The 20930-nt window shown below is 55.3% G+C and carries 18 protein-coding genes; 9 read left to right on the forward strand and 9 right to left on the reverse strand.

Annotated elements, in window-relative coordinates; genetic code table 11:
* Positions 1–3: 3 nt before the first annotated feature.
* The 6 genes from fabY to ACR42C_RS22690 all read right to left on the reverse strand — a co-directional run bounded on the left by fabY (position 4) and on the right by ACR42C_RS22690 (position 4197).
* The gene (fabY, locus tag ACR42C_RS22665) at positions 4–945 is read right to left on the reverse strand and encodes a fatty acid biosynthesis protein FabY (protein ID WP_162875000.1); all 942 of its coding nucleotides are present in this window, start codon (positions 943–945) and stop codon (positions 4–6) included.
* A 44-nt stretch (positions 946–989) separates the two neighbouring features.
* The gene (dtd, locus tag ACR42C_RS22670; RefSeq protein WP_008501836.1) at positions 990–1427 is read right to left on the reverse strand and encodes a D-aminoacyl-tRNA deacylase; all 438 of its coding nucleotides are present in this window, start codon (positions 1425–1427) and stop codon (positions 990–992) included.
* Positions 1424–2305, reverse strand: coding sequence for a virulence factor BrkB family protein (locus ACR42C_RS22675; protein ID WP_045260235.1), 882 nt, complete (start codon positions 2303–2305; stop codon positions 1424–1426). The genes dtd and ACR42C_RS22675 overlap by 4 nt, the downstream gene beginning before the upstream one ends.
* Positions 2299–2898 carry a glucose-1-phosphatase gene (gene yihX, locus ACR42C_RS22680; RefSeq protein ID WP_116343744.1) on the reverse strand — a complete coding sequence of 200 codons (600 nt, stop codon included), beginning with the start codon at positions 2896–2898 and terminating at the stop codon, positions 2299–2301. Before yihX ends, ACR42C_RS22675 begins: the two co-directional genes overlap by 7 nt.
* A gap of 88 nt (positions 2899–2986) precedes the next feature.
* The gene (locus ACR42C_RS22685) at positions 2987–3457 is read right to left on the reverse strand and encodes a hypothetical protein (RefSeq protein WP_479984592.1); all 471 of its coding nucleotides are present in this window, start codon (positions 3455–3457) and stop codon (positions 2987–2989) included.
* Positions 3454–4197: a winged helix-turn-helix domain-containing protein gene (locus ACR42C_RS22690; protein ID WP_116343742.1), complete on the reverse strand. Its 744-nt coding sequence runs from the start codon at positions 4195–4197 to the stop codon at positions 3454–3456. Before ACR42C_RS22690 ends, ACR42C_RS22685 begins: the two co-directional genes overlap by 4 nt.
* A 547-nt stretch (positions 4198–4744) precedes the next feature.
* On the opposite strand from ACR42C_RS22690, the gene ACR42C_RS22695 reads away from it, so the two are divergent.
* A complete protein-coding gene (locus ACR42C_RS22695) occupies positions 4745–5362 on the forward strand; it encodes a helix-turn-helix transcriptional regulator (protein WP_116343741.1) in 618 nt (205 codons plus the stop codon).
* 71 nt (positions 5363–5433) lie between these two features.
* Positions 5434–8364, forward strand: a complete 2931-nt coding sequence (locus tag ACR42C_RS22700; protein ID WP_479984593.1) for an autotransporter outer membrane beta-barrel domain-containing protein — start codon at positions 5434–5436, stop codon at positions 8362–8364.
* A 38-nt stretch (positions 8365–8402) separates the two neighbouring features.
* On the opposite strand, the gene ACR42C_RS22705 is transcribed toward ACR42C_RS22700, so the two are convergent.
* Both ACR42C_RS22705 and ACR42C_RS22710 read right to left on the reverse strand, forming a co-directional pair.
* Positions 8403–9197: a DeoR/GlpR family DNA-binding transcription regulator gene (locus ACR42C_RS22705; protein ID WP_479984594.1), complete on the reverse strand. Its 795-nt coding sequence runs from the start codon at positions 9195–9197 to the stop codon at positions 8403–8405.
* Positions 9198–9231: 34 nt separating this feature from the next.
* Positions 9232–10128, reverse strand: coding sequence for a sugar kinase (locus ACR42C_RS22710; RefSeq protein ID WP_316380691.1), 897 nt, complete (start codon positions 10126–10128; stop codon positions 9232–9234).
* 155 nt (positions 10129–10283) lie between these two features.
* Between ACR42C_RS22710 and yihU the strand changes: the two genes are divergently transcribed.
* The 7 genes from yihU to ompL all read left to right on the forward strand — a co-directional run bounded on the left by yihU (position 10284) and on the right by ompL (position 19021).
* Positions 10284–11174, forward strand: a complete 891-nt coding sequence (gene yihU / locus ACR42C_RS22715; RefSeq protein WP_316380690.1) for a sulfolactaldehyde 3-reductase — start codon at positions 10284–10286, stop codon at positions 11172–11174.
* Positions 11175–11191: 17 nt separating this feature from the next.
* A complete protein-coding gene (gene yihT, locus ACR42C_RS22720; RefSeq protein ID WP_479984595.1) occupies positions 11192–12067 on the forward strand; it encodes a sulfofructosephosphate aldolase in 876 nt (291 codons plus the stop codon).
* A 14-nt stretch (positions 12068–12081) separates the two neighbouring features.
* Positions 12082–13323, forward strand: coding sequence for a sulfoquinovose isomerase (gene yihS, locus ACR42C_RS22725; protein WP_320721006.1), 1242 nt, complete (start codon positions 12082–12084; stop codon positions 13321–13323).
* A 16-nt stretch (positions 13324–13339) separates the two neighbouring features.
* Positions 13340–15364: an alpha-glucosidase gene (locus tag ACR42C_RS22730; RefSeq protein WP_479984596.1), complete on the forward strand. Its 2025-nt coding sequence runs from the start codon at positions 13340–13342 to the stop codon at positions 15362–15364.
* Between the two features lie 45 nt (positions 15365–15409).
* Positions 15410–16792, forward strand: coding sequence for an MFS transporter (locus ACR42C_RS22735; protein WP_316380686.1), 1383 nt, complete (start codon positions 15410–15412; stop codon positions 16790–16792).
* A 43-nt stretch (positions 16793–16835) separates the two neighbouring features.
* Positions 16836–18260 carry an MFS transporter gene (locus tag ACR42C_RS22740; protein WP_006808724.1) on the forward strand — a complete coding sequence of 475 codons (1425 nt, stop codon included), beginning with the start codon at positions 16836–16838 and terminating at the stop codon, positions 18258–18260.
* 74 nt (positions 18261–18334) lie between these two features.
* Positions 18335–19021, forward strand: a complete 687-nt coding sequence (ompL, locus tag ACR42C_RS22745) for a porin OmpL (RefSeq protein WP_003861929.1) — start codon at positions 18335–18337, stop codon at positions 19019–19021.
* Positions 19022–19072: 51 nt separating this feature from the next.
* On the opposite strand, the gene typA is transcribed toward ompL, so the two are convergent.
* Complete coding sequence (gene typA / locus ACR42C_RS22750) at positions 19073–20896, reverse strand: ribosome-dependent GTPase TypA (protein WP_028014891.1); 1824 nt, start codon at positions 20894–20896, stop codon at positions 19073–19075.
* Positions 20897–20930 lie beyond the last annotated feature (34 nt).

A 20930-nucleotide genomic window follows, 5' to 3' on the forward strand; every position in this document is an offset into this window, starting at 1 on the left:
AGATCACTCCTCCTCGTTTCCACCCTCTTCATACGCACCGTACGGCTTCGCAGGGAGAACGATATAGGTGCCTTCAAACACCGCGCCCGGCGTTTCATCGCCGAACAGCTCAACCTGCATCTGCACGCGTGCTTTTCGGCCACGCGCCAGACGGTCAAGATCACCACCCAGCGCGCCAAGGTCCGCCACCGCGCTCGGCTTGCCGCTTATCGGTGCGCTATAGCGAATGTGGGCATCGGCCAGAATAATGGTGCCGCCGAGATGCCGCTCGCGCAGCATTAGCCAGATCAGCCCCCAACCGGTGAGCGTCGCCAGGGAAAACAGACTGCCGGCAAACAGGGTGTGGTGAGGGTTCTGATTGCCGGTTTCCGGCATGGTGGTAATGAATTTTTGCCCGGTGTACTGCTGGATGCGCACGCCCATTTTTTCACTCAGAGGGATGTGTTCATACCAGGCCTGCTGCAGCTGCCCGCACCAGTCCGCGCGATGGAGAATGTCGTCCAGCGTGGCGATGGGTTTGATCATCAAAAAGTGACGAATCGGCGTGGTTTGCGGAGCAGTAATTTCACCCTGGTTAACAAAACCAAGTTTGGCAAAGAACTCTACAGCATCTTCGCGGGCGCTACAGGTGACGCGCTTAACGCCTTCCTGACGGGCGACGGACTCCAGGGTCATCGCCATTAACGTCCCCAGACCTTTGTCCTGCACGGAGGGATGAACCGCCATAAAGCGAATAGAGGCTTCGTTATCGGCGTTGATATACAAACGCCCGACGGCAACAAGGTTGCCCTCTTCGTCCATCACCATCTGATGGTGGGCCATCGCGTCCCAGGCATCGCGTTCAGAGCCTTTTGGCTGATGCAGTGGCTTGCGCAGCATTTCCCAGCGGAACTGGTAATACGCGTCTAACTCTTCTTCCGTTTGCGGTACTCGAAGGTGATACATAGCTGTACTCTCTCTTGTTACCCGCGGCCACGCCGCCAGTTGGCTCATACCTGGAGCCAGAATGTGACGGGGCCATCGTTCACCAGCGAGACCTGCATATCTGCAGCGAATCGTCCGGTTTGCGTATTCATTTCCTGTTGGCGACAACGCTCAACAAAGTACTCGTAAAGTGCTTCTGCACGATCCGGCGCGGCGCCTTTAGAGAAACTCGGGCGCATGCCGCGCTCGGTATCCGCTGCCAGCGTAAACTGGGAAACCACCAGCACGCTCCCGCCCGCCTGCTGGACGTTCAGGTTCATCTTGCCTTCCGCATCGCTGAATATGCGGTAGCCCAGCACGCGCTCGCATAAGCGGTTAGCTTTTTGTTCGTCATCATCCTTTTCGACACCTAACAACACCAAAAGTCCTGGGCCAATTTCACCCGTCACCTCTCCCTCCACGGTGACGCTGGCACGGGTTACGCGCTGTATCAATGCAATCATGGTTGGTCTGCTTCTAATTGTTTTTCAGCTTCTGCTGCTTTTTTAAGTTCGCGGTATACGCCGAGAGTGACAGTTATTTCGGCGCCAAGCAAGACGATACACCAGGTCCAGTAAACCCAGACAAACAAAATGGGGATCACCGCCAGCACGCCGTAAATCAGCTGATAAGAGGGGAACATGGTGATGTAAAGGGCAAACCCTTTTTTACCCAGTTCAAAAAGCACTGCCGCCACCAGCGCCCCAACTACCGCATCTCGGTTAGGCACGCGCGTGGTCGGTACAACGCTATAGAGCAGCCAGAACGAGAGCCATGACAGGATCAGCGGAAAAATACGCAGCACATTATCAATCACGCTGTTTAAATCACTCGCCCAGCGCAAGGAGAGAAGATATGAGCTGATTGCCAGACTCGCCCCGGCCAGCAATGGCCCCAGCGTTAAGATCATCCAGTAAACGGCAAAGGAATAGACCTTAGGACGGATTTTTTTGCTTCGCCAGATGGTGTTAAGCGCGCTGTCGATGGAGTACATCAGCAGCAGCGCGGTAACGATAAGGCCGCACGCCCCCACCGCCGTCATCTTGCTGGAGTTGGCAACAAACTGCTCGATGTAGTTCTGGATAACATCCCCGGTGGCCGGGATGAAGTTCGCGAAGACGAAATGGCGAAGCTGCAGGCTGACGTCCGCAAACATCGGGAAGGCGGAAAAGAGCGCAAAGATAACCGCCACCAGCGGCACTAACGAGAGCAACGACACGTAGGCGAGGTTACCCGCCAGCGTGGTCATGTTGTCCTCATCAATACGGTGCCAGAGCAGCTTCAGCCAGGCCCTCAGTGGGCGAGTATGATGCGTGGCTTTTTGATGAACGGTTTTTAGCATAACTGCTTCGCAAAGTAGTTCGGTATCGTCTCTTTTCCGGTCACCAGAATTGACGTGATACCCAACTGGTTAGCTCCCTCTATATTATCGGCGTTGTCGTCGAAAAAGACCGCATCGGCCGCGGTGAATCCTTCTGCCTGCAGAACAGCCTGATAAATTCGCGCTTCAGGCTTACGCATACCCATCTCTTGCGAAAGATAGATTTTATCTGCCGCCGCCTTAACCTCGGGGTATTCCTCCGGCCAGAAGGTGGTGTGCAGGCGGTTGGTGTTCGACAACACCACCACCCGATGCCCCTGCTCGCGCAGTTTGTGCATAATGTCGATCACCTCAGGCCGGATGGCGACAAATACCGCCTGCCAGCCATGGGAAAACTGTTCATAGCTTAACGAAAGCCCCATCTCCTGGCAGAAGCGTTCAGCAAACGCTTCATCGCCGATCTCGCCGCGCTCATGCTGATGGAAGGTCTCACCCATCGCAAAATTCTGCTTTAACGTCGCCAGCGGAACACGGCTAAAGTCGCTCCAGGCACCCAGCACCCGGTTAAAATCGATATCGACGATTACGTTTCCTAAGTCAAAGATATAAAGCATGTTTATCTCCTGCTCGCCGTGGAGAAGTAACTGTAGCGGGAATCACGAGATTTGACTATGCGTGCCGTCTAAGGTGTGCGATCGATTTTTACGGCGCGTTTTTACGACAGTACAGCGAAGGGACGTTTGACGCGGCAAAAAGCCAGGCTCCGCGATACTCATCAATCATCAGGCTCAGATCTCTTCCCGGCGTGCGATAAAAGCCCGGCAGGGTTGCATTGATATCGGTCTCATCCGCCCTATCAGCAAAGGTTTTAACAATACGATCGTTATTTAATACACGCGCATTCTGATGATAGCTGTAGTGGAAATAGATGGTACGGTTAACTTCAGAAACCGCGTGACCAAACAATTTACCGTTAATGACAGCAGTCCCTTCCCTATGCTGCATTCGCCAGGAAACGGTACCTACAAACCGATTTTTACCAATCGTCCACTCTACATCACCTGTACAGCGTATCGGCTTACTTGAAAAATGCGAATACGCTAACCAGCCGCTGGTAATAGCAGCCCCCAGAAACGCCCCCAGTAAAACAATACGGTTCCCGAGTATCTTCATTGCTCATGCGCCCAAAAATAATGCGTGGTACATAACGCCGTCGCGTCATGTCGCGCATCGTTATTACAGACAAATGCCGCGATTCGCTCCGTTTTACTATAGCCGATGAGAAAAACGTACCGGTTCTCGGCACACAGGGCAGGATAATTCTTTAACAAGCGCAGGTAATGGTCCTGCATAGGTTCATTAGGTGCATAAAAAGGCTGGCAGGGGCCGACCTTACTGCCCGTTGAGAGCGGAATATAATTACTGAACGGCATCGTCAGGCGGTGTTTATATAACACCACTCCGTTGATAAGTACGATCAGTAAAAGCACAGTGGTGGTAATGATCAACCAAACCGGTCTCTGTATCACGGTGTCAGCGACTGTTTCCTCGTCTTTATTGACTATCACCGCCTCAGTGGTTGGGGTAAATACCTCAACGTGGGTTGTTTTGGAAAGCATCAGCCCACGACGCGAAATCGTTTTAACGGTATCACGCGGTAACCCCACCTCAGCCAGCGCATTGCGCAAAGTCAAAATGGCCTGATAAAAGGTATTTGGGGTAGTAACGTCATTACGCTCCCCCCATCCCACCACCATTAACTGATTTTGCGAAATAATTTCTCCGGGATGGGTAACGAGATAAAGAAAACAGAGATTAGCAGGAAGCTGCAATTGTATCGTGCGCCCGGATATGGGATTCGCCAGGGTTTTGTTTTCCGGATCATATTCGACCAGTTTGTTAATGAGATACAATTTTACTTTCCTCAGCAATAACAATATTTAATCCTAAACACCCTAAACACTTACGAATATTTAACAACAGTATAGGTCACGATGATTAGGGTGCGAGAACACCATACCTAAGATTAAAATCAAACTATTATTTTTCAAACAGTTACATTGATGTTTTCTTAGGTGAGTCTCAGCTAAACCCACATAATGCGATTTCATTACACTTCGCCAGGCCGAATAATTATATTGAGTTCCACATTGAGAAGAGACTGACGTCCAGGCAGATCGAGGAGAAGAATCTTTAGCTATTAGTGCTATTCCCTGAATCTTCTTCCAGGCTTTTTTTTGCCGAATAATCTTAAAGGATTGATGAATATTCCTGGATTATGTCTGGCTACTGATGTTATGCCGTTATGGCTACAGCCTGACAAAATAGATACCGCCAGGAATTTATTTTAACTGCCGCTATTTTTTATAAACACGTCAGGATCCCTGGATATGTTTCAAGATTGACACATTTGAAAGGCAGTGAAATATTGACAATGAAAATAAGACAGGAGTGGGCTGGATGATAACGTCGTCGCAAAAGGTTGTCCGCTGCATAAGCTGTGAACTGTCCTGTCAGTTATTCCCGGATAACGCAGTGCGCTCACAATACTGTGGTAACGCTTCGTTTGCAGTTTGGCCGATTGGTAATCATTTCTTGCAACTTGCGGTAGCAAATAAAATATTGCGGGGAAACAAGAATCACTTATTACGTGGGTTTATTTTTGTAGATTTTTCGATGTACAACCTGCGCGTACTTGCCGATCCGCAATGGATTGAGCATCTGGCGATAACTAACATGCACATCGTTCTTATCTCGGACCGCAAGCTGGAGGCATTGGCTAATTACTTATTCGCTCATCATGATGAAATAAAGGGAATTATATATTCAGATGACAATGACGCTGTATTACAGGAAAAAATTAACCACCTCTTTTCCGGCAGACGTGTGAACAGTAGACGAGGAAACACCCTGAATACTGTTGAATTCACTTTGCTTAACAGATTTATGTCAGGAGTGTGCCTCCAGGAGATAATAAAAACAGACAGCATTGATGTGAAAAAAATTTATGTTCATAAAATACGATTAGAGAGGAAGTTAGGTACCAGCATTCATAAAATACTCGTTTCTGTTTTGTAATTTCATCTCCTTAACATACCCACATTTAATGGTGTGGAGGATGTTCTACGCCTGAAAGAAAGGGGGCAGTTATGCCATATATAATGAAACATTCACCTGTCGCCGTTGCGATTTCGCTGGCGCTATCGTCAGCGCTATTTACCGCAAATGCAGCAGTTATTGATTTTGCTAATTTACCTGCCTCCGGAGCGGTAACGGATTTGCCTGCAGAAATACAGGCGCTGATTCCTGCAACGGCAAACGCAAATTTTAGCAAAAATACCAACGATCCTAACTATGTCTACCAGTACAGCCCAGGCAATATTCCCATCTACGGAGATGGGATCACCCTTGACGGGCCGGGAGCGGAAGCCTTCGAGCACTCCGTGACCGTTATTCAGAATTCCACGTCCGGCAGCCCGGGGGTGATATTTGGTGACGACCTGACTATTCGTACCCAGTCAAAAGTGGCCGCCAATAACGGTAAAGATGTCGACGGTATTCGTACCCATGGTATGAACACGCCGAATAACCCGGTGTTTATCATTACCGGCGACCGCACCCACATTTACGTGAATGGCCAAAGCGGCGATGGCATTAATGCAGGGTACAGTTCCTTCAGTCAGGGCTCTCTCGGCTCCGCCAATATATATGTGGGTGACGATCTTTATATCGAAACCACCGGCAGTACCGGTCGCGGCATTAGCGCCTATGCCTTGAATGACGCTTCTAAGGCAAAAAATAACGTTATCGTCGGCGATCGTGCACATATTGTGACGCGGGGTACCTATGCCGAGGGGATTCGTACTAACCAGAGCGGATCGTACGTCCGTCTGGGCAATGAAGCCATTCTCGAAACGTACGGCGCATCGGCCTACGGCCTGTATGCGGGCTCGGCGTCAAAAATTGAGCTCGGAAAAAGTGCGAACATTACCACCGACGCGGCCAGTGCCTCCGGCGTGTACTCTACCGGTTCGTCAACCATCACCCTTGATGAAGGCGCAACCATCACCACCAACGGTGCCAGCGCGCATGGCATCTACGCTTACACAGCAGCGGTGAATGTGGGAGATAACGTCACTGTTGCGGTAAATAGCAGCGAGAAAACCAGCAGCTCCGCCCAGGCGCCGCACGGGATGTATGCCTGGTCACGCGGCGTGATAACGCTCGACGGCGGGGCAACCATTACCACCGCAGGCCAGCGCGACAACGGTAGCTATGCCCTGAACGCCAGCAATGGCGGAATTATTGATGCCTCCGCAGGCGGAAAATTCATCCTTAACGGCGATATCCTTGCCGCAGGTGGCGTGGCGGCCAACAGCACCCTTCCGGCACAAAACAGTACCATTACGCTGACAATGGAGAATAGCTCGCTGTGGAACGGAGCGTCTTATATAGAGAGCAACGCCGCCGGCACCGGGACTATCGCGCTTACGATGAATGACGCCGTGTGGAATATGCGCGACAGCTCCACGGTGACCAGCCTGACGCTGAATGCGGGCGGCACGATAAATTTCCAGCACGATGAAGACACGGCCTGGCAAACCCTGACCATCAATGAGGATTACATCGGCAACGGCGGCAAGCTGGTTTTCAATACCGTGCTGTCTGATGATACCTCTGAAACCGACAAGCTGATTGTTGAAGGAAATACGTCCGGTCATACCGCGGTTGACGTGAACAACATTGGCGGTGCTGGCGCACAAACCGTTGAAGGGATTGAAATTGTCAGCGTTGGCGGCAACTCAGCGGGGACGTTTGAGAAGGCCAGCCGTATCGTAGCGGGGGGTTATGACTATAACGTTGTACAGAAAGGTAAGAACTGGTTTCTGACCAGCCTGGTTGAACCCGTTGACCCACCGGTCGACCCGGTAGATCCCCCTGTGGACCCGGTAGACCCACCGGTAGACCCCGTCGACCCGCCTGTTGACCCGGTGGATCCACCTGTCGACCCCGTAGACCCACCAGTCGACCCTGTCGATCCACCCGTCGACCCGGTGATTCCGCCGCAAGAACCGGTACCACCTGCCGCGCCGCCGAAAAGCGAGCATCAGTATCGCCCGGAATTCGGCAGCTATCAGGCGAACAGCTATGCGGCAAATACGCTGTTTATGACCCGCCTGCACGATCGCCTGGGTGAAACGCAGTACACCGACATGCTCACCGGCGAGCAAAAAGTGACGAGCCTGTGGATGCGTAACGTCGGCGGACATACGCGCTTCAAAGATGGCAGCGGCCAGCTAAAAACAACGGCCAACCGCTATGTGCTGCAGCTGGGTGGTGATATCGCTCAGTGGAGCAGCGACGGCCTGGATCGGTGGCATCTTGGCCTGATGGCGGGCTACGGCAACAGCCAGAGCCGGAGCGCTTCCAGCCTGACCGGATACCACTCACGCGGCGAAGTAAATGGCTATAGCGTAGGTTTGTACGGTACCTGGTACGCAAACGAAGCCGATAAAAGCGGCACCTACGTTGACAGCTGGGTGCTGTATAACTGGTTTGACAATAAGGTCATGGGGCAGGATCAGGCCACTGAGAATTATCGCTCCAGCGGTGTGACCGCCTCTGTCGAAGCAGGCTATAGCGTTAAGGTGGGTGAAAGCGGCCGCAACAGCTACTGGATCCAGCCGAAGGCGCAGGCCGTTTGGATGGACGTGCAGGCTGACGACCATCGCGAACGTAACGGTACGCGGGTGAAAGATGAAACTCAGGGGAATCTGATGACACGTCTCGGCGTGAAGGCCTACATCAGCGGACATAACGCGATGGATGACGGTAAATCACGCACCTTCCAGCCGTTTATCGAGGCGAACTGGATCCACAATACCCAGACCACGCGCATTCGCATGGATGACGTCAGCAATGAGATGCGCGGTGCACGCAATATTGGTGAGTTAAAGACAGGCGTAGAGGGGCAGATTACGCCGCAGCTTAGCGTCTGGGGCAATGTGGCTCAGCAGATTGGCGACAAAGGCTACAGCGATACGCAGGGGATGCTTGGGGTGAAATACAGCTTCAAGTAACAACAAAAAAGCCGCTGAGGGATCAGCGGCTTTTTGCTTCAGGCAATATCATCGCTGGTACAGGCCAGCACCGTTTCAACCTTACTGGATTTCAGATGATTTTGCAGCACCGAGCCGGGCATCTCATCGGTGAAGAGCGCAGTAGCCTGCGACACGTTACCAACCTCAACGGCCGCAGAAGCGGTATATTTCGTATGATCGGCCGCTAACAGAATATGGCGGGAGTGGGCCATCATGGTTTTCACCACGCTGGCTTCGTTGACGTCAAACTCCATCATCGCGCCGTCGTGCTCAATCGCCCCGATGCTGGTCACCAGATAATCTGCACGGAAGCCAGACACAAAGGCGGTTGCCGCAGGCCCGATGATGCCGCCATTGTGCGGGCGCAGCGTGCCACCCGGCACCATCACTTCAAAGCGCGGGTTCTTATACAAAATATGCGCCACCCGAAGGCTGTTGGTAATAATGCGCAGATGATTATGGTTGAGCAGCGCCCGGGCAACATGCTCCACGGTCGTGCCGATCGTGATGAAAATAGTCGAGCCGTCCGGAATATAGTCCGCAATCGCCTCGGCAATCGCCCGCTTCTCTTCGGTAAGCGACACTTCGCGCTGTTCGAACGCCGTGTTCACCACGCTGGATGCCCTGCCCGCGCCGCCATGATGACGCGTGATCAGCCCCTGCTCGCTGAGCTTGCGGATATCCCGGCGCACCGTTTGCGTGGAGACATCCAGCAGCTGCGCCAGTTCATCAATGTTCATATAGCCGCGGTCGGCAATCAGCGTCAGCAGCTGATCGTGACGCGGGTTGCCGGTCAGTTCGGTAAGGCTCATGGGCTGTCCTCTGAAAACCATCACGCCCCGCATTTTATACAAAAAGTGACAAAAAAGAGCGGGTTTGATCACAGTCGGGTATACCCGCGCGCCCGCCGGGCCTGGTGCATTTCAGGGCTGCGACGGCGCTGGCAAAACGCACAGCGTCGGCTGAAGACGTTTGTTGTCCCAGACTGACCGCCAGCGCGCCGTGGAAAACGTCACCCGCCCCGGTAGTATCTACCACGTCCACCTCAAAGCCGGGCTGATGGCACAGCGTGTCATTTTCCAGCCAAAAGCAGCCGTCTCGCCCCTGCGTGACGTACACATGTCCATTTGTGAGCATTTGTGCTTTTTTCAGCGCGTCTTCGGTTTCATCCAGCTGCGTTAAGCGCCGCAGGCCCGGCGCGGAGAAAGCCGCATGGTCGCTTAAGGCAATCAGCTCCGCGATCTCCTGCGGGGTGACGTCGGCATCAAGCAAAGTAGGAACGCCCTGCTGCCGGGCCAAAGTAAACGCCTGTTTTGCCCCGTCATGCCAGCGCACGTCTGCTAAAACGATATCCCATTGCGAGAAGTCGATTTCACGTAGCCAGTCTGCCGCGGCAGGGAGATCGGGGCTGGGGTAGTTCGCAATGACGCGCTCTCCGCTGCCGTCCACCAACACCGCCGACTGTGACGATCGGGCACCTTTAAAGACGCGCGTGTAGCGGGTATTCACCCCCAGGGATTCCAGCTCCGCCAGCAGCCGTTTACCGGTGTCGTCGTCCCCCACCCGGCCAATAAAATCCACTTCCGCGCCCAGTTTCGCCGCCGCCACCGCCGCAGTGGCCGCCGGACCGCCGCCCACTTCCGTATAGTCTTTTGCGACATATTTCCCACCTTCCTTAGGTAAATCATCGAGATACCAGATGCGATCCAGCACGGTAATGCCGACACAAACGATGCGAGTCATGGTAATTCCTTCTGCGATTTCTGATGCTTTCATTTTAATTTCATCAAATGTTTAAAAAGTGACCCGTGTCAATTTTTTGACTATAAATTACAAATACGATCAAAAACAGACAACACAAACGCGCAAAAATTGACACGATGTGACAGGAGAGAGGCATGTCAGCAATCGCATTTATCGGTTTAGGGCAGATGGGCGCGCCAATGGCGAAGAATCTGTTGAAACAGGGCCACCAGCTTAACGTTTTTGATGTGAACCCGCAGGCGGTGCAGGCGCTGGTGGAGAGCGGCGCACAGGCGGCGGCAACGCCCGCGCAGGCCGCCACGGACGCCGAATTCGTCATCACCATGCTGCCAAATGGCGACCTGGTGCGCAGCGTGCTGTTCGATGAGTACGGCGTGTGCGAGGGGCTATCCCCCGACGCGCTGGTGATAGATATGTCCACCATTCACCCGCTACAAACCGACGCGCTGATCCGCGACATGGCTGGACGCGGCTTCAGCCTGATGGACGCGCCCGTCGGACGCACGTCTGACCACGCCGTCGCCGGTACGTTGCTCCTTCTGGCTGGCGGCACGGCGCAGCAGGTTGAGCGCGCTACTCCCGTATTGATGGCAATGGGCAATGAGCTGATTAACGCCGGCGGGCCGGGCATGGGCATTCGCGTGAAGCTTATCAATAACTATATGAGCATCGCCCTGAACGCCCTTTCCGCCGAGGCCGCCGTGCTGTGCGAAGCGCTTGGCCTCTCCTTCGATGTGGCACTTAAGGTGATGAGCGGTACGCCTGCAGGTAAAGGCCACTTCACCACCTCATGGCCGAACAAGGTGCTGAAAGGGGATCTTTCTCCCGCCTTCATGATCGACCTTGCGCATAAAGATCTGGGGATCGCCCTGGACGTGGCCAACCAGCTCCACGTTCCGATGCCGCTGGGCGCGGCTTCCCGCGAAGTTTACAACCAGGCACGCGCCGCCGGGCGCGGGCGCGAAGACTGGACAGCCATTCTTGAACAGGTTCGCGCATCTGCCGGGCTGAAAAAAACACACTGATACGAAAGGACTGAGGAATGACGATGTACACCCTGAAAGATATCACCCGACCTTCCGGCGGTTTTGCGATGCTGGCCGTGGATCAGCGCGAAGCGATGCGCCTGATGTTTGCCGCCGCAGGCGCACCGGTGCCGGTAACCGACCAGCACCTGACGGATTTTAAGGTCAACGCAGCGAAAATTCTGTCGCCGTACGCCTCTGCCATTCTCGTCGACCAGCAGTTCTGCTATCGCCAGATTGTGGAGCAGCAGGCCGTTGCCAAAAGCTGCGCGATGATTGTGGCGGCCGACGAGTTTATTCCGGGGAACGGTATACCGGTCGACAGCGTGGTGATCGACAAGAACGTCGACGCGCAGGCGGTCAAACGCGATGGCGGCAAGGCGCTGAAGCTGCTGGTGCTGTGGCGCAGCGATGAAGATCCGCAGCAGCGTCTGGAGATGGTGAAGGCGTTCAATACGCTGTGCCACGATAACGGTCTGCTGAGCATTATCGAGCCGGTTGTACGTCCGCCGCGTCGCGGTGCCGCATTTGACCGCGAGCAGGCGATTATCGACGCGGCCAAAGAGCTGGGCGACAGCGGCGCAGACCTCTACAAAGTGGAGATGCCGCTGTTTGGCAAAGGCACGCAGCAGGAACTGCTGGCCGCCTCGCAAAGGCTAAACGAGAACATCGCTATGCCGTGGGTGATCCTCTCCTCCGGCGTGGACGAAAAATTATTCCCGCGCGCCGTGAGCGTAGCGATGCAGGCAGGGGCATCTGGCTTTTTAGCCGGTCGCGCCGTCTGGTCATCGGTGATTGGCCTGCCGGACACCGGGCTGATGCTCCGCGATATTTCTGTACCCAAACTGCAGCGTCTGGGTGAGATCGTCGACGAAATGATGGCTCGCCGCTGAGAAAGGACCCGAACATGAAATGGTTTAACACCCTGAGCCATAACCGCTGGCTCGAACAAGAGACCGACCGCATCTTTGATTTCGGTAAAAACGCCGCCGTACCGACCGGCTTTGGCTGGCTGGGCAATAACGGCCAGGTGCGCAGCGATATGGGCACCCATCTGTGGATCACCGCCCGCATGCTGCACGTATACGCGGTGGCGGCAAACATGGGCCGCCCCGGCGCGTATGCCCTGGTCGAGCACGGCATCAGCGCCCTTAACGGCCCGCTGCGCGACAAACGGCACGGCGGCTGGTACGCCTGCGTTAACGATGAGGGCGTGATGGATGCCTCCAAGCAGGGCTATCAGCACTTCTTCGTTCTGCTGGGCGCGGCGAGCGCCGTCACCACCGGCCACCCGCAGGCGCGCAGGCTGCTGGACGATGCCATCGAGGTGATTGAGCGCTACTTCTGGAGCGAGCAGGAGCAGATGTGCCTGGAGTCCTGGGATGAGGCCTTCAGCAAAACGGAAGATTACCGCGGCGGGAACGCCAACATGCACGCCGTGGAAGCTTTCCTCATCGTCTATGACGTGACCCACGACCGGAAATGGCTCGATCGCGCCCTGCGCATCGCCTCGGTGATTATTCACGACGTGGCGCGCAACGGAGAGTATCGCGTTAACGAGCATTTCGACGCGAACTGGAACCCAATCCGCGACTACAACATCGATAACCCTGCTCACCGCTTCCGCGCCTACGGCGGCACGCCGGGGCACTGGATCGAATGGGGCCGTCTGATGCTGCACCTGCGCGCCGCGCTGGAGGCTTGCTTTGAAACCCCACCGGAGTGGCTGCTGGAAGATGCGAAAGGGCTGTTCCACGCCACCATCCGCGACGCCTGGGCACCCGACGGGGCCGATGGGTTTGTCTACTCCGTGGGCTGGGACGGTAAGCCAATCGTGCGTGAACGCGTGCGCTGGCCAATCGTCGAGGCGATGGGCACGGCTTATGCGCTTTACACCGTGACCGGCGAGGCGCAGTACGAAGCCTGGTATCAGAAATGGTGGGATTACTGCATCAAGTACCTGATGGACTACGAAAACGGTTCCTGGTGGCAGGAGCTGGACACCAATAACGAAGTGACCACCAAAGTCTGGGACGGCAAGCAGGATATTTACCACCTGCTGCACTGCCTGGTAATCCCCCGCCTGCCGCTGGCACCGGGCTTAGCCCCTGCCGTAGCCGCTGGTTTACTGGATAGCCTGGCTAAATAATAAAGACGGAGTGTTTATGCGTACCCTACACAATATTGACCTGAAAAATAACGAAAGTGGCTTCACCCTGCGCTGGCAGGACCGTCTGATTTTATCCCACACCGGGGATGCCCCTTGCCTGTGGATTGGCGCAGGCGAGGCCGATATCGAGATGTTTCGCGGCAACTTCAGCATCAAGGACAAGCTCAACGAAAAGATTGCCCTGACGGACGCGACCGTCACGCAGCAAAGCGCAGGCTGGGCGATCCGCTTTACCCGCGGCGACGCGGTGAGCGCGACGCTGCTGGTGGGCGTCGATGCGCAAGGCCGTCTCGAGCTGAAGCTTAAAAATGACGCCCCCCGCTATAACCGCATCTGGCTGCGGCTGGCGGCGCAGCCGGAAGATCATATCTACGGCTGCGGCGAGCAGTTCTCGTACTTCGATCTGCGCGGCAAGCCGTTCCCGCTGTGGACCAGCGAGCAGGGCGTTGGCCGCAATAAGCAGACCTATGTCACCTGGCAGGCCGACTGCAAAGAGAACGCGGGCGGCGACTACTACTGGACCTTCTTCCCGCAGCCCACCTTCGTGAGCACCCAGAAGTACTATTGCCACGTGGACAACAGCTGCTACATGAACTTCGACTTCAGCGCGCCGGAGTTCCACGAGCTGGCGTTCTGGGAAGATAACGCCACGTTGCGCTTCGAATGTGCGCAAACTTACGTCGATCTGCTGGAAAAACTCACCGGCCTGCTGGGGCGTCAGCCTGAACTACCGGACTGGGTTTACGACGGCGTGACGCTGGGTATTCAGGGCGGCACCGAGGTGTGCCAGCAAAAGCTCGACGCTATGCGCCGGGGCGGTGTGAAGGTAAACGGCATCTGGGCGCAGGACTGGTCCGGCATTCGCATGACCTCCTTCGGCAAACGCGTAATGTGGAACTGGAAGTGGAACAGCGAACTTTATCCGCAGCTTGACGAGCGTATTGCGCAGTGGAAACAGGAAGGCGTGCAGTTCCTCTCCTATATCAACCCATACGTCGCCAGCGATAAAGATCTCTGCGAAAAAGCGGCAACGCGCGGCTATCTGACCAAAAACGCCGACGGTAAGGACTACCACGTCGAGTTCGGCGAGTTCTACGCGGGCGTTATCGACCTGACCAACCCGGAAGCCTACGGCTGGTACAAAGAGGTCATTAAAAACAACCTGATCGCGCTGGGCTGTGGCGGCTGGATGGCCGATTTCGGTGAGTATCTGCCGACTGATACCTTCCTGCACAACGGCGTTAGCGCGGAGATCATGCATAACGCCTGGCCTGCCCTGTGGGCAAAATGTAACTACGAGGCGCTCCAGGAGACCGGCAAGCTCGGCGAGATACTGTTCTTTATGCGTGCGGGCTACACCGGTAGCCAGAAGCACTCGGTGATGATGTGGGCGGGGGATCAGAACGTCGACTGGAGCCTGGACGACGGTCTGGCGTCCGTCGTACCTGCGGCCCTTTCGCTGGCGATGACCGGGCACGGCCTGCACCACAGCGACATCGGCGGCTATACGACGCTTTTCGAGATGAAGCGCAGCAAAGAGCTGCTCCTGCGCTGGTGCGACTTCAGCGCCTTTACGCCAATGATGCGCACCCACGAGGGCAACCGCCCTGGCGATAACTGGCAGTTCGACGGCGACGCGGAAACCATCGCGCACTTCGCGCGCATGACCACCGTCTTCACCACCCTGAAGCCGTACATCAAAGCCGCCGTCACGCAGAATGCGAAAAGCGGCCTGCCGGTAATGCGCCCACTCTTCCTGCACTACGAAGACGACGCGCGTGCCTACACGCTGAAATATCAGTATCTGTTTGGCCGCGATCTGCTGGTGGCGCCGGTTCATGAAGAGGGTCGCCACGACTGGACGCTCTATCTGCCGCAGGACAGCTGGGTCAACGCGTGGACCGGGGAAACCTGCGATGGCGGTGACGTGACCGTTGATGCCCCGCTCGGCAAGCCGCCGGTGTTCTACCGCCAGCACAGCGACTGGGCAGATCTGTTTAGCACCTTACGTCATATCTGATAAGGCTCGCCCGCAGGGAAACCTGCGGGCAGACGGAGAATAATAATGAGTCAACATACTTCCGATCCGGCAACCCTACGCCTGCCGTTTAAAGAAAAACTCGCCTACGGGATGGGCGACCTCGGATCTAACATCCTGCTGGATATCGGCACGCTGTATCTGCTGAAGTTTTACACCGACGTGCTGGGCCTGCCGGGCACCTACGGCGGGATCATCTTCCTGATTGCGAAGTTCTTTACCGCCTTCACCGACATGGGGACCGGGATCATGCTCGACTCCCGGCGCAAGATTGGCCCGAAAGGGAAATTCCGCCCGTTCGTGCTCTACGCGGCGTTCCCGGTGACCCTGCTGGCGATTGCCAACTTCGTCGGCACGCCGTTTGAAATCACCGGTAAAACGGTGATGGCGACGGTGCTGTTTATGCTGTACGGCCTGTTCTTCAGCATGATGAACTGCTCCTACGGCGCGATGGTGCCGGCCATTACCAAAAACCCGGACGAGCGCGCCTCGCTGGCCGCCTGGCGTCAGGGTGGCGCCACGCTGGGCCTGCTGCTCTGTACCGTGGGCTTTGTGCCGGTGATGAACCTGATCGAGGGCAACGACCAGCTTGGCTATATCTTTGCCGCGACCCTCTTCTCGCTGTTCGGCCTGTTCTTTATGTGGTGGTGCTATAAGGGCGTGACCGAGCGTTACGTCGAGACGCAGCCTGCAAATCCGACGCAAAAGCCGGGGCTGCTGCAGTCGTTTCGCGCCATCGCCGGGAACCGTCCGCTGTTTATCCTGTGCATCGCCAACCTGTGCACGCTGGGCGCCTTTAACGTCAAACTCGCCATCCAGGTCTACTACACGCAGTACGTGCTGAACGACCCGATCCTGCTGTCGTACATGGGCTTCTTCAGCATGGGCTGTATTTTTATCGGCGTCTTTATGATGCCCGGCGCGGTGCGGCGCTTCGGCAAGAAAAAGGTCTACATCAGCGGGCTGATGATCTGGGTGGCGGGCGATCTGCTCAACTACTTCTTCGGCGGCGGCTCGGTGAGCTTTGTGGCGTTCTCCTGCCTGGCGTTCTTTGGCTCCGCGTTTGTGAACAGCCTGAACTGGGCGCTGGTATCCGATACCGTGGAATACGGCGAGTGGCGCACCGGCGTGCGCTCAGAGGGGACGGTCTATACCGGCTTTACCTTCTTCCGGAAGGTATCCCAGGCGCTGGCGGGCTTTTTCCCGGGGATCATGCTCACCCAGATCGGCTATGTGCCCAACGTGGTGCAATCCGCCGGAACGGTTGAAGGGCTGCGGCAGCTGATATTTATCTACCCGAGCCTGCTGGCGATCATCACCATCGTGGCGATGGGCTGCTTCTATAACCTCAACGAGAAGATGTATGTGCGCATTGTTGAAGAGATCGAACTGCGCAAACGTACGGCCTAAATGACGAGATAGAGCGCCCGGCTGGGCGCTCTGAGGATCGACCATGACACATAACAGTGATCCGTTAACCCTGAAATTGAGCCTGCGAGAGAAGTGCGCCTACGGGATGGGCGATTTTGGCTCGAACCTGATGCTGTGTATTGGCACGCTGTATTTGCTGAAGTTTTACACGGACGAACTGGGCATGCCTGCGTTCTATGGCGGCATTATTTTCCTGGTGGCAAAGTTTTTTACCGCGTTCACCGACATGCTGACCGGCGTGCTGCTGGACTCCCGACGTAACATCGGCGCGCGGGGAAAATTCAGGCCGTTCATTCTTTACGCCTCCGTTCCGGTGGCGCTGGTGGCGACGGCGCAGTTTATGGCCAACGACTTTAGCCTGACGGTGAAAACGGCCCTCGCCACCGTGCTCTTCATGATGTTTGGTCTCTGCTATAGCCTGATGAACTGCGCCTACGGAGCGATGGTCCCGGCCATCACCAAAAACCCGAACGAGCGCGCGCAGCTTGCGGCATGGCGTCAGGGCGGCGCTACGGTGGGGCTGTTGCTCTGCACCGTCGGCTTTATGCCCATCCAGGCGCTGTTCGTCAGCCAGCCCTCCCTCGGTTATCTGGTGGCCGCGCTGGTGTTCGTTACCGGCGGCCTGTTCTGCATGTGGTGGTGCTACAGCGGCGTGAAAGAACGCTACGTGGAGCTTACGCCCGATCACCATAAGCCCGGCATTCTGAAATCGTTCTGCGCGATTTTCCGCAATCCACCGCTGCTGGTGCTGTGCATCGCCAATCTGTGTACCCTCGCCGCCTTCAACATCAAGCTGGCGATCCAGGTTTATTACACCCAGTACGTGCTGAACGATCTGCATCTGCTGTCGTGGATGGGCTTTTTCAGCATGGGCTGCATTCTGATTGGCGTGTTTCTGGTCCCCGGCGCGGTGAAGCGCTTTGGCAAGAAGCCGGTCTATCTGGGCGGGCTGACGCTGTGGGCAGTGGGCGACGTGCTGAACTTCTTCTGGGGGACCAGCTCCCTGCTGTTCGTGCTGTTTTCCTGCATGGCCTTCTTCGGCACGGCATTTGTGAACAGCCTGAACTGGGCGCTGGTGCCGGATACCGTCGATTACGGCGAGTGGAAAACCGGCATTCGCGCCGAAGGGTCGGTTTACACCGGCTATACCTTCTCGCGCAAAATCTCCGCCGCGCTCGCAGGTTTCCTGCCCGGCATCATGCTGACCCAGATTGGCTACGTTCCCCATGCGGTACAGAGCGCGGGCACGCTGCTGGGTTTGCGTCAGCTGATTTTCCTCTGGCCGTGCGGTCTGGCGATTGTCGCCGCCGTGACCATGGGGCTGTTTTATAAACTCAACGAAGCGCGCTTCGCCTTTATTATCGAGGAGATTGGAAAACGGAAAAAACAAACCGCGAATACCCCTGAGATAACCACCAACAATAAAGCGTCAGCAGTCACTTTATAACTATAAATCCGGCCATTATGTCCTTCCTGTTTATCAGGAGGGAGGCCTTTCTGTACCTGATACATGGACAAATTATGAAAAGAATCATCACTGTACTGATCGTGTCGTCTGTGTCCTGCCCGGTATTTGCCGGGGCCTATGTCGAAACCCGCGAAGCCTACAATACGGCTTCTGAGCTGCACGAGGTGATCCTGCGTGCGGGCTATAACTTCGATATGGGCGCGGGGCTGATGTTTACCAACGCCTATAACGTGGGCAAATGGGATGAGCTTAAGCACAGCTATAACGAAATAGAGGGGTGGTATCCGCTCTTTAAACCGACCGACAAACTCACCTTCCAGCCCGGCGGGTTGATTAACGACAGCAGCGCGGGGTCCGGTGGCGCAGTTTATTTAGATACCAACTACAAATTTACGGACTGGTTTAATCTGACGTTCCGCTATCGCTATAACCATAACAATTACGATACGCCGGACTATAACGGGCAGATGGATAAAAACGACACGCACGAATTTGCCAACTACTGGAATTTCAAAGTGACGGATGCGTTTTTCTACACCTTTGAACCGCACTTTTTCCAGCGGGTGAATGATTACCACAGCAAAAATGGCAAAGATCATCACTGGGAAATTACCAATAAATTCAGCTATAAGATCGACAGAAACTGGCTGCCGTACCTCGAATTACAGTGGCTGGATAGATGGAATGACTACAACCGGGAGCAGTACCGAATCCGCCTGGGGTTACGGTATTCGTTCTAATAAAAAAGCCGCTGAGGGATCAGCGGCTTTTTTTACTACGGATTGACCGTATTAGTCTTCTTTCGCACCGCGCATAGCACGTTTACGATCGTTCTCGGTCAGGTGACGCTTACGGATACGAATTGACTGTGGCGTCACTTCTACCAGTTCGTCATCATCGATGAACTCCAGAGCCTGCTCCAGCGTCATCTTGATCGGCGGAACCAGAACCGTTGCTTCGTCAGTACCGGACGCACGCATGTTGGTCAGTTTCTTACCGGTCAGGCAGTTTACGGTCAGGTCGTTAGAACGACTGTGAATACCGATGATCTGGCCTTCGTAAACTTCAGCACCGTGACCCAGGAACAGCTTACCGCGATCCTGCAGGCCGAACAGCGCAAACGCAACCGCTTTACCCTGACCGTTGGAGATCAGCACGCCGTTGTTACGCTGGCCCACTTCGCCCGGACGAACGTCGTCGTAGTGGCTGAAGGTGGAGTACAGCAGGCCGGTACCGGAGGTCATGGTCATGAACTCAGAACGGAAGCCGATCAGGCCGCGGCTTGGGATCACGTAGTCGAGACGTACGCGGCCTTTGCCATCTGGATTCATGTTTTTCAGGTCGCCTTTACGCTCGCCCAGCGCCTGCATCACAGAACCCTGGTGCTGCTCTTCAACGTCCAGCGTGACGTTTTCGAACGGCTCTTGTTTACGGCCGTCGATTTCGCGGAAGATAACTTTCGGACGGGAAACCGCCATCTCGAAACCTTCACGACGCATGTTTTCGATCAGAACAGACAGGTGCAGCTCACCACGACCAGAAACGCGGAACGCATCAGCGTCTTCGGTTTCTTCAACGCGCAGCGCAACGTTGTGCACCAGCTCTTTGTTCAGGCGGTCAAGGATCTGACGAGAGGTAACGAACTTACCTTCTTTGCCACAGAACGGAGAGGTGTTGACGTTGAAGAACATAGAAACGGTTGGTTCATCAACGGACAGGGCTGGCAGCGCTTCGACGTTCTGCGGATCGCAGATGGTGTCGGAGATGTTCAGTTCACCCAGACCGGTGATCGCGATGATGTCGCCCGCTTCAGCGATGTCGCTCTCGATACGCTCAAGACCCAGGTGAGTCAGTACTTTACCGACTTTACCGTTACGGGTTTTGCCTTCGCTATCGATGATAGTGACCTGCTGGTTAGGCTTCACTTTACCGCGCTTGATACGGCCAATGCCGATAACGCCAACGTAGTTGTTGTAGTCGAGCTGGGAGATCTGCATCTGCAGGGTGCCTTCCAGGTCAACGTTTGGCGCAGGGACACGGTCAACAATCGCCTGATACAGCGGGGTCATGTCTTCAGCCATGTCTTCGTGGTCCAGACCTGCGATACCGTTCAGTGCAGAAGCGTAAACGATAGGGAAGTCCAGCTGCTCGTCGGTCGCGTCGAGGTTAACGAACAGGTCGAATACCTGGTCAACAACCCAGTCAGGACGCGCGCCAGGGCGGTCAACTTTGTTGATAACAACGATTGGCTTCAGACCATGGGCAAAAGCTTTTTTGGTCACGAAGCGCGTCTGTGGCATTGGGCCATCCATTGCGTCAACGACCAGCAGAACGGAGTCTACCATGGACATTACACGTTCAACTTCACCACCGAAGTCGGCGTGCCCTGGGGTATCAACGATGTTGATACGGTAGTCATTCCATTTAATCGCGGTGTTTTTCGCGAGGATAGTAATCCCACGCTCTTTCTCCAAATCGTTGGAGTCCATCACGCGTTCTTGGGTTTCGGCACGTGCATCAAACGTACCGGATTGCTGCAGCAGCTTATCAACCAGGGTAGTTTTACCATGGTCAACGTGCGCGATGATGGCGATGTTACGCAAATTTTCGATCACAACTTTGCCTCAGGCATTTAGAAATAGCGCGTTA

It is taken from the genome of Enterobacter sp. MG-EB028, from assembly GCF_056673305.1.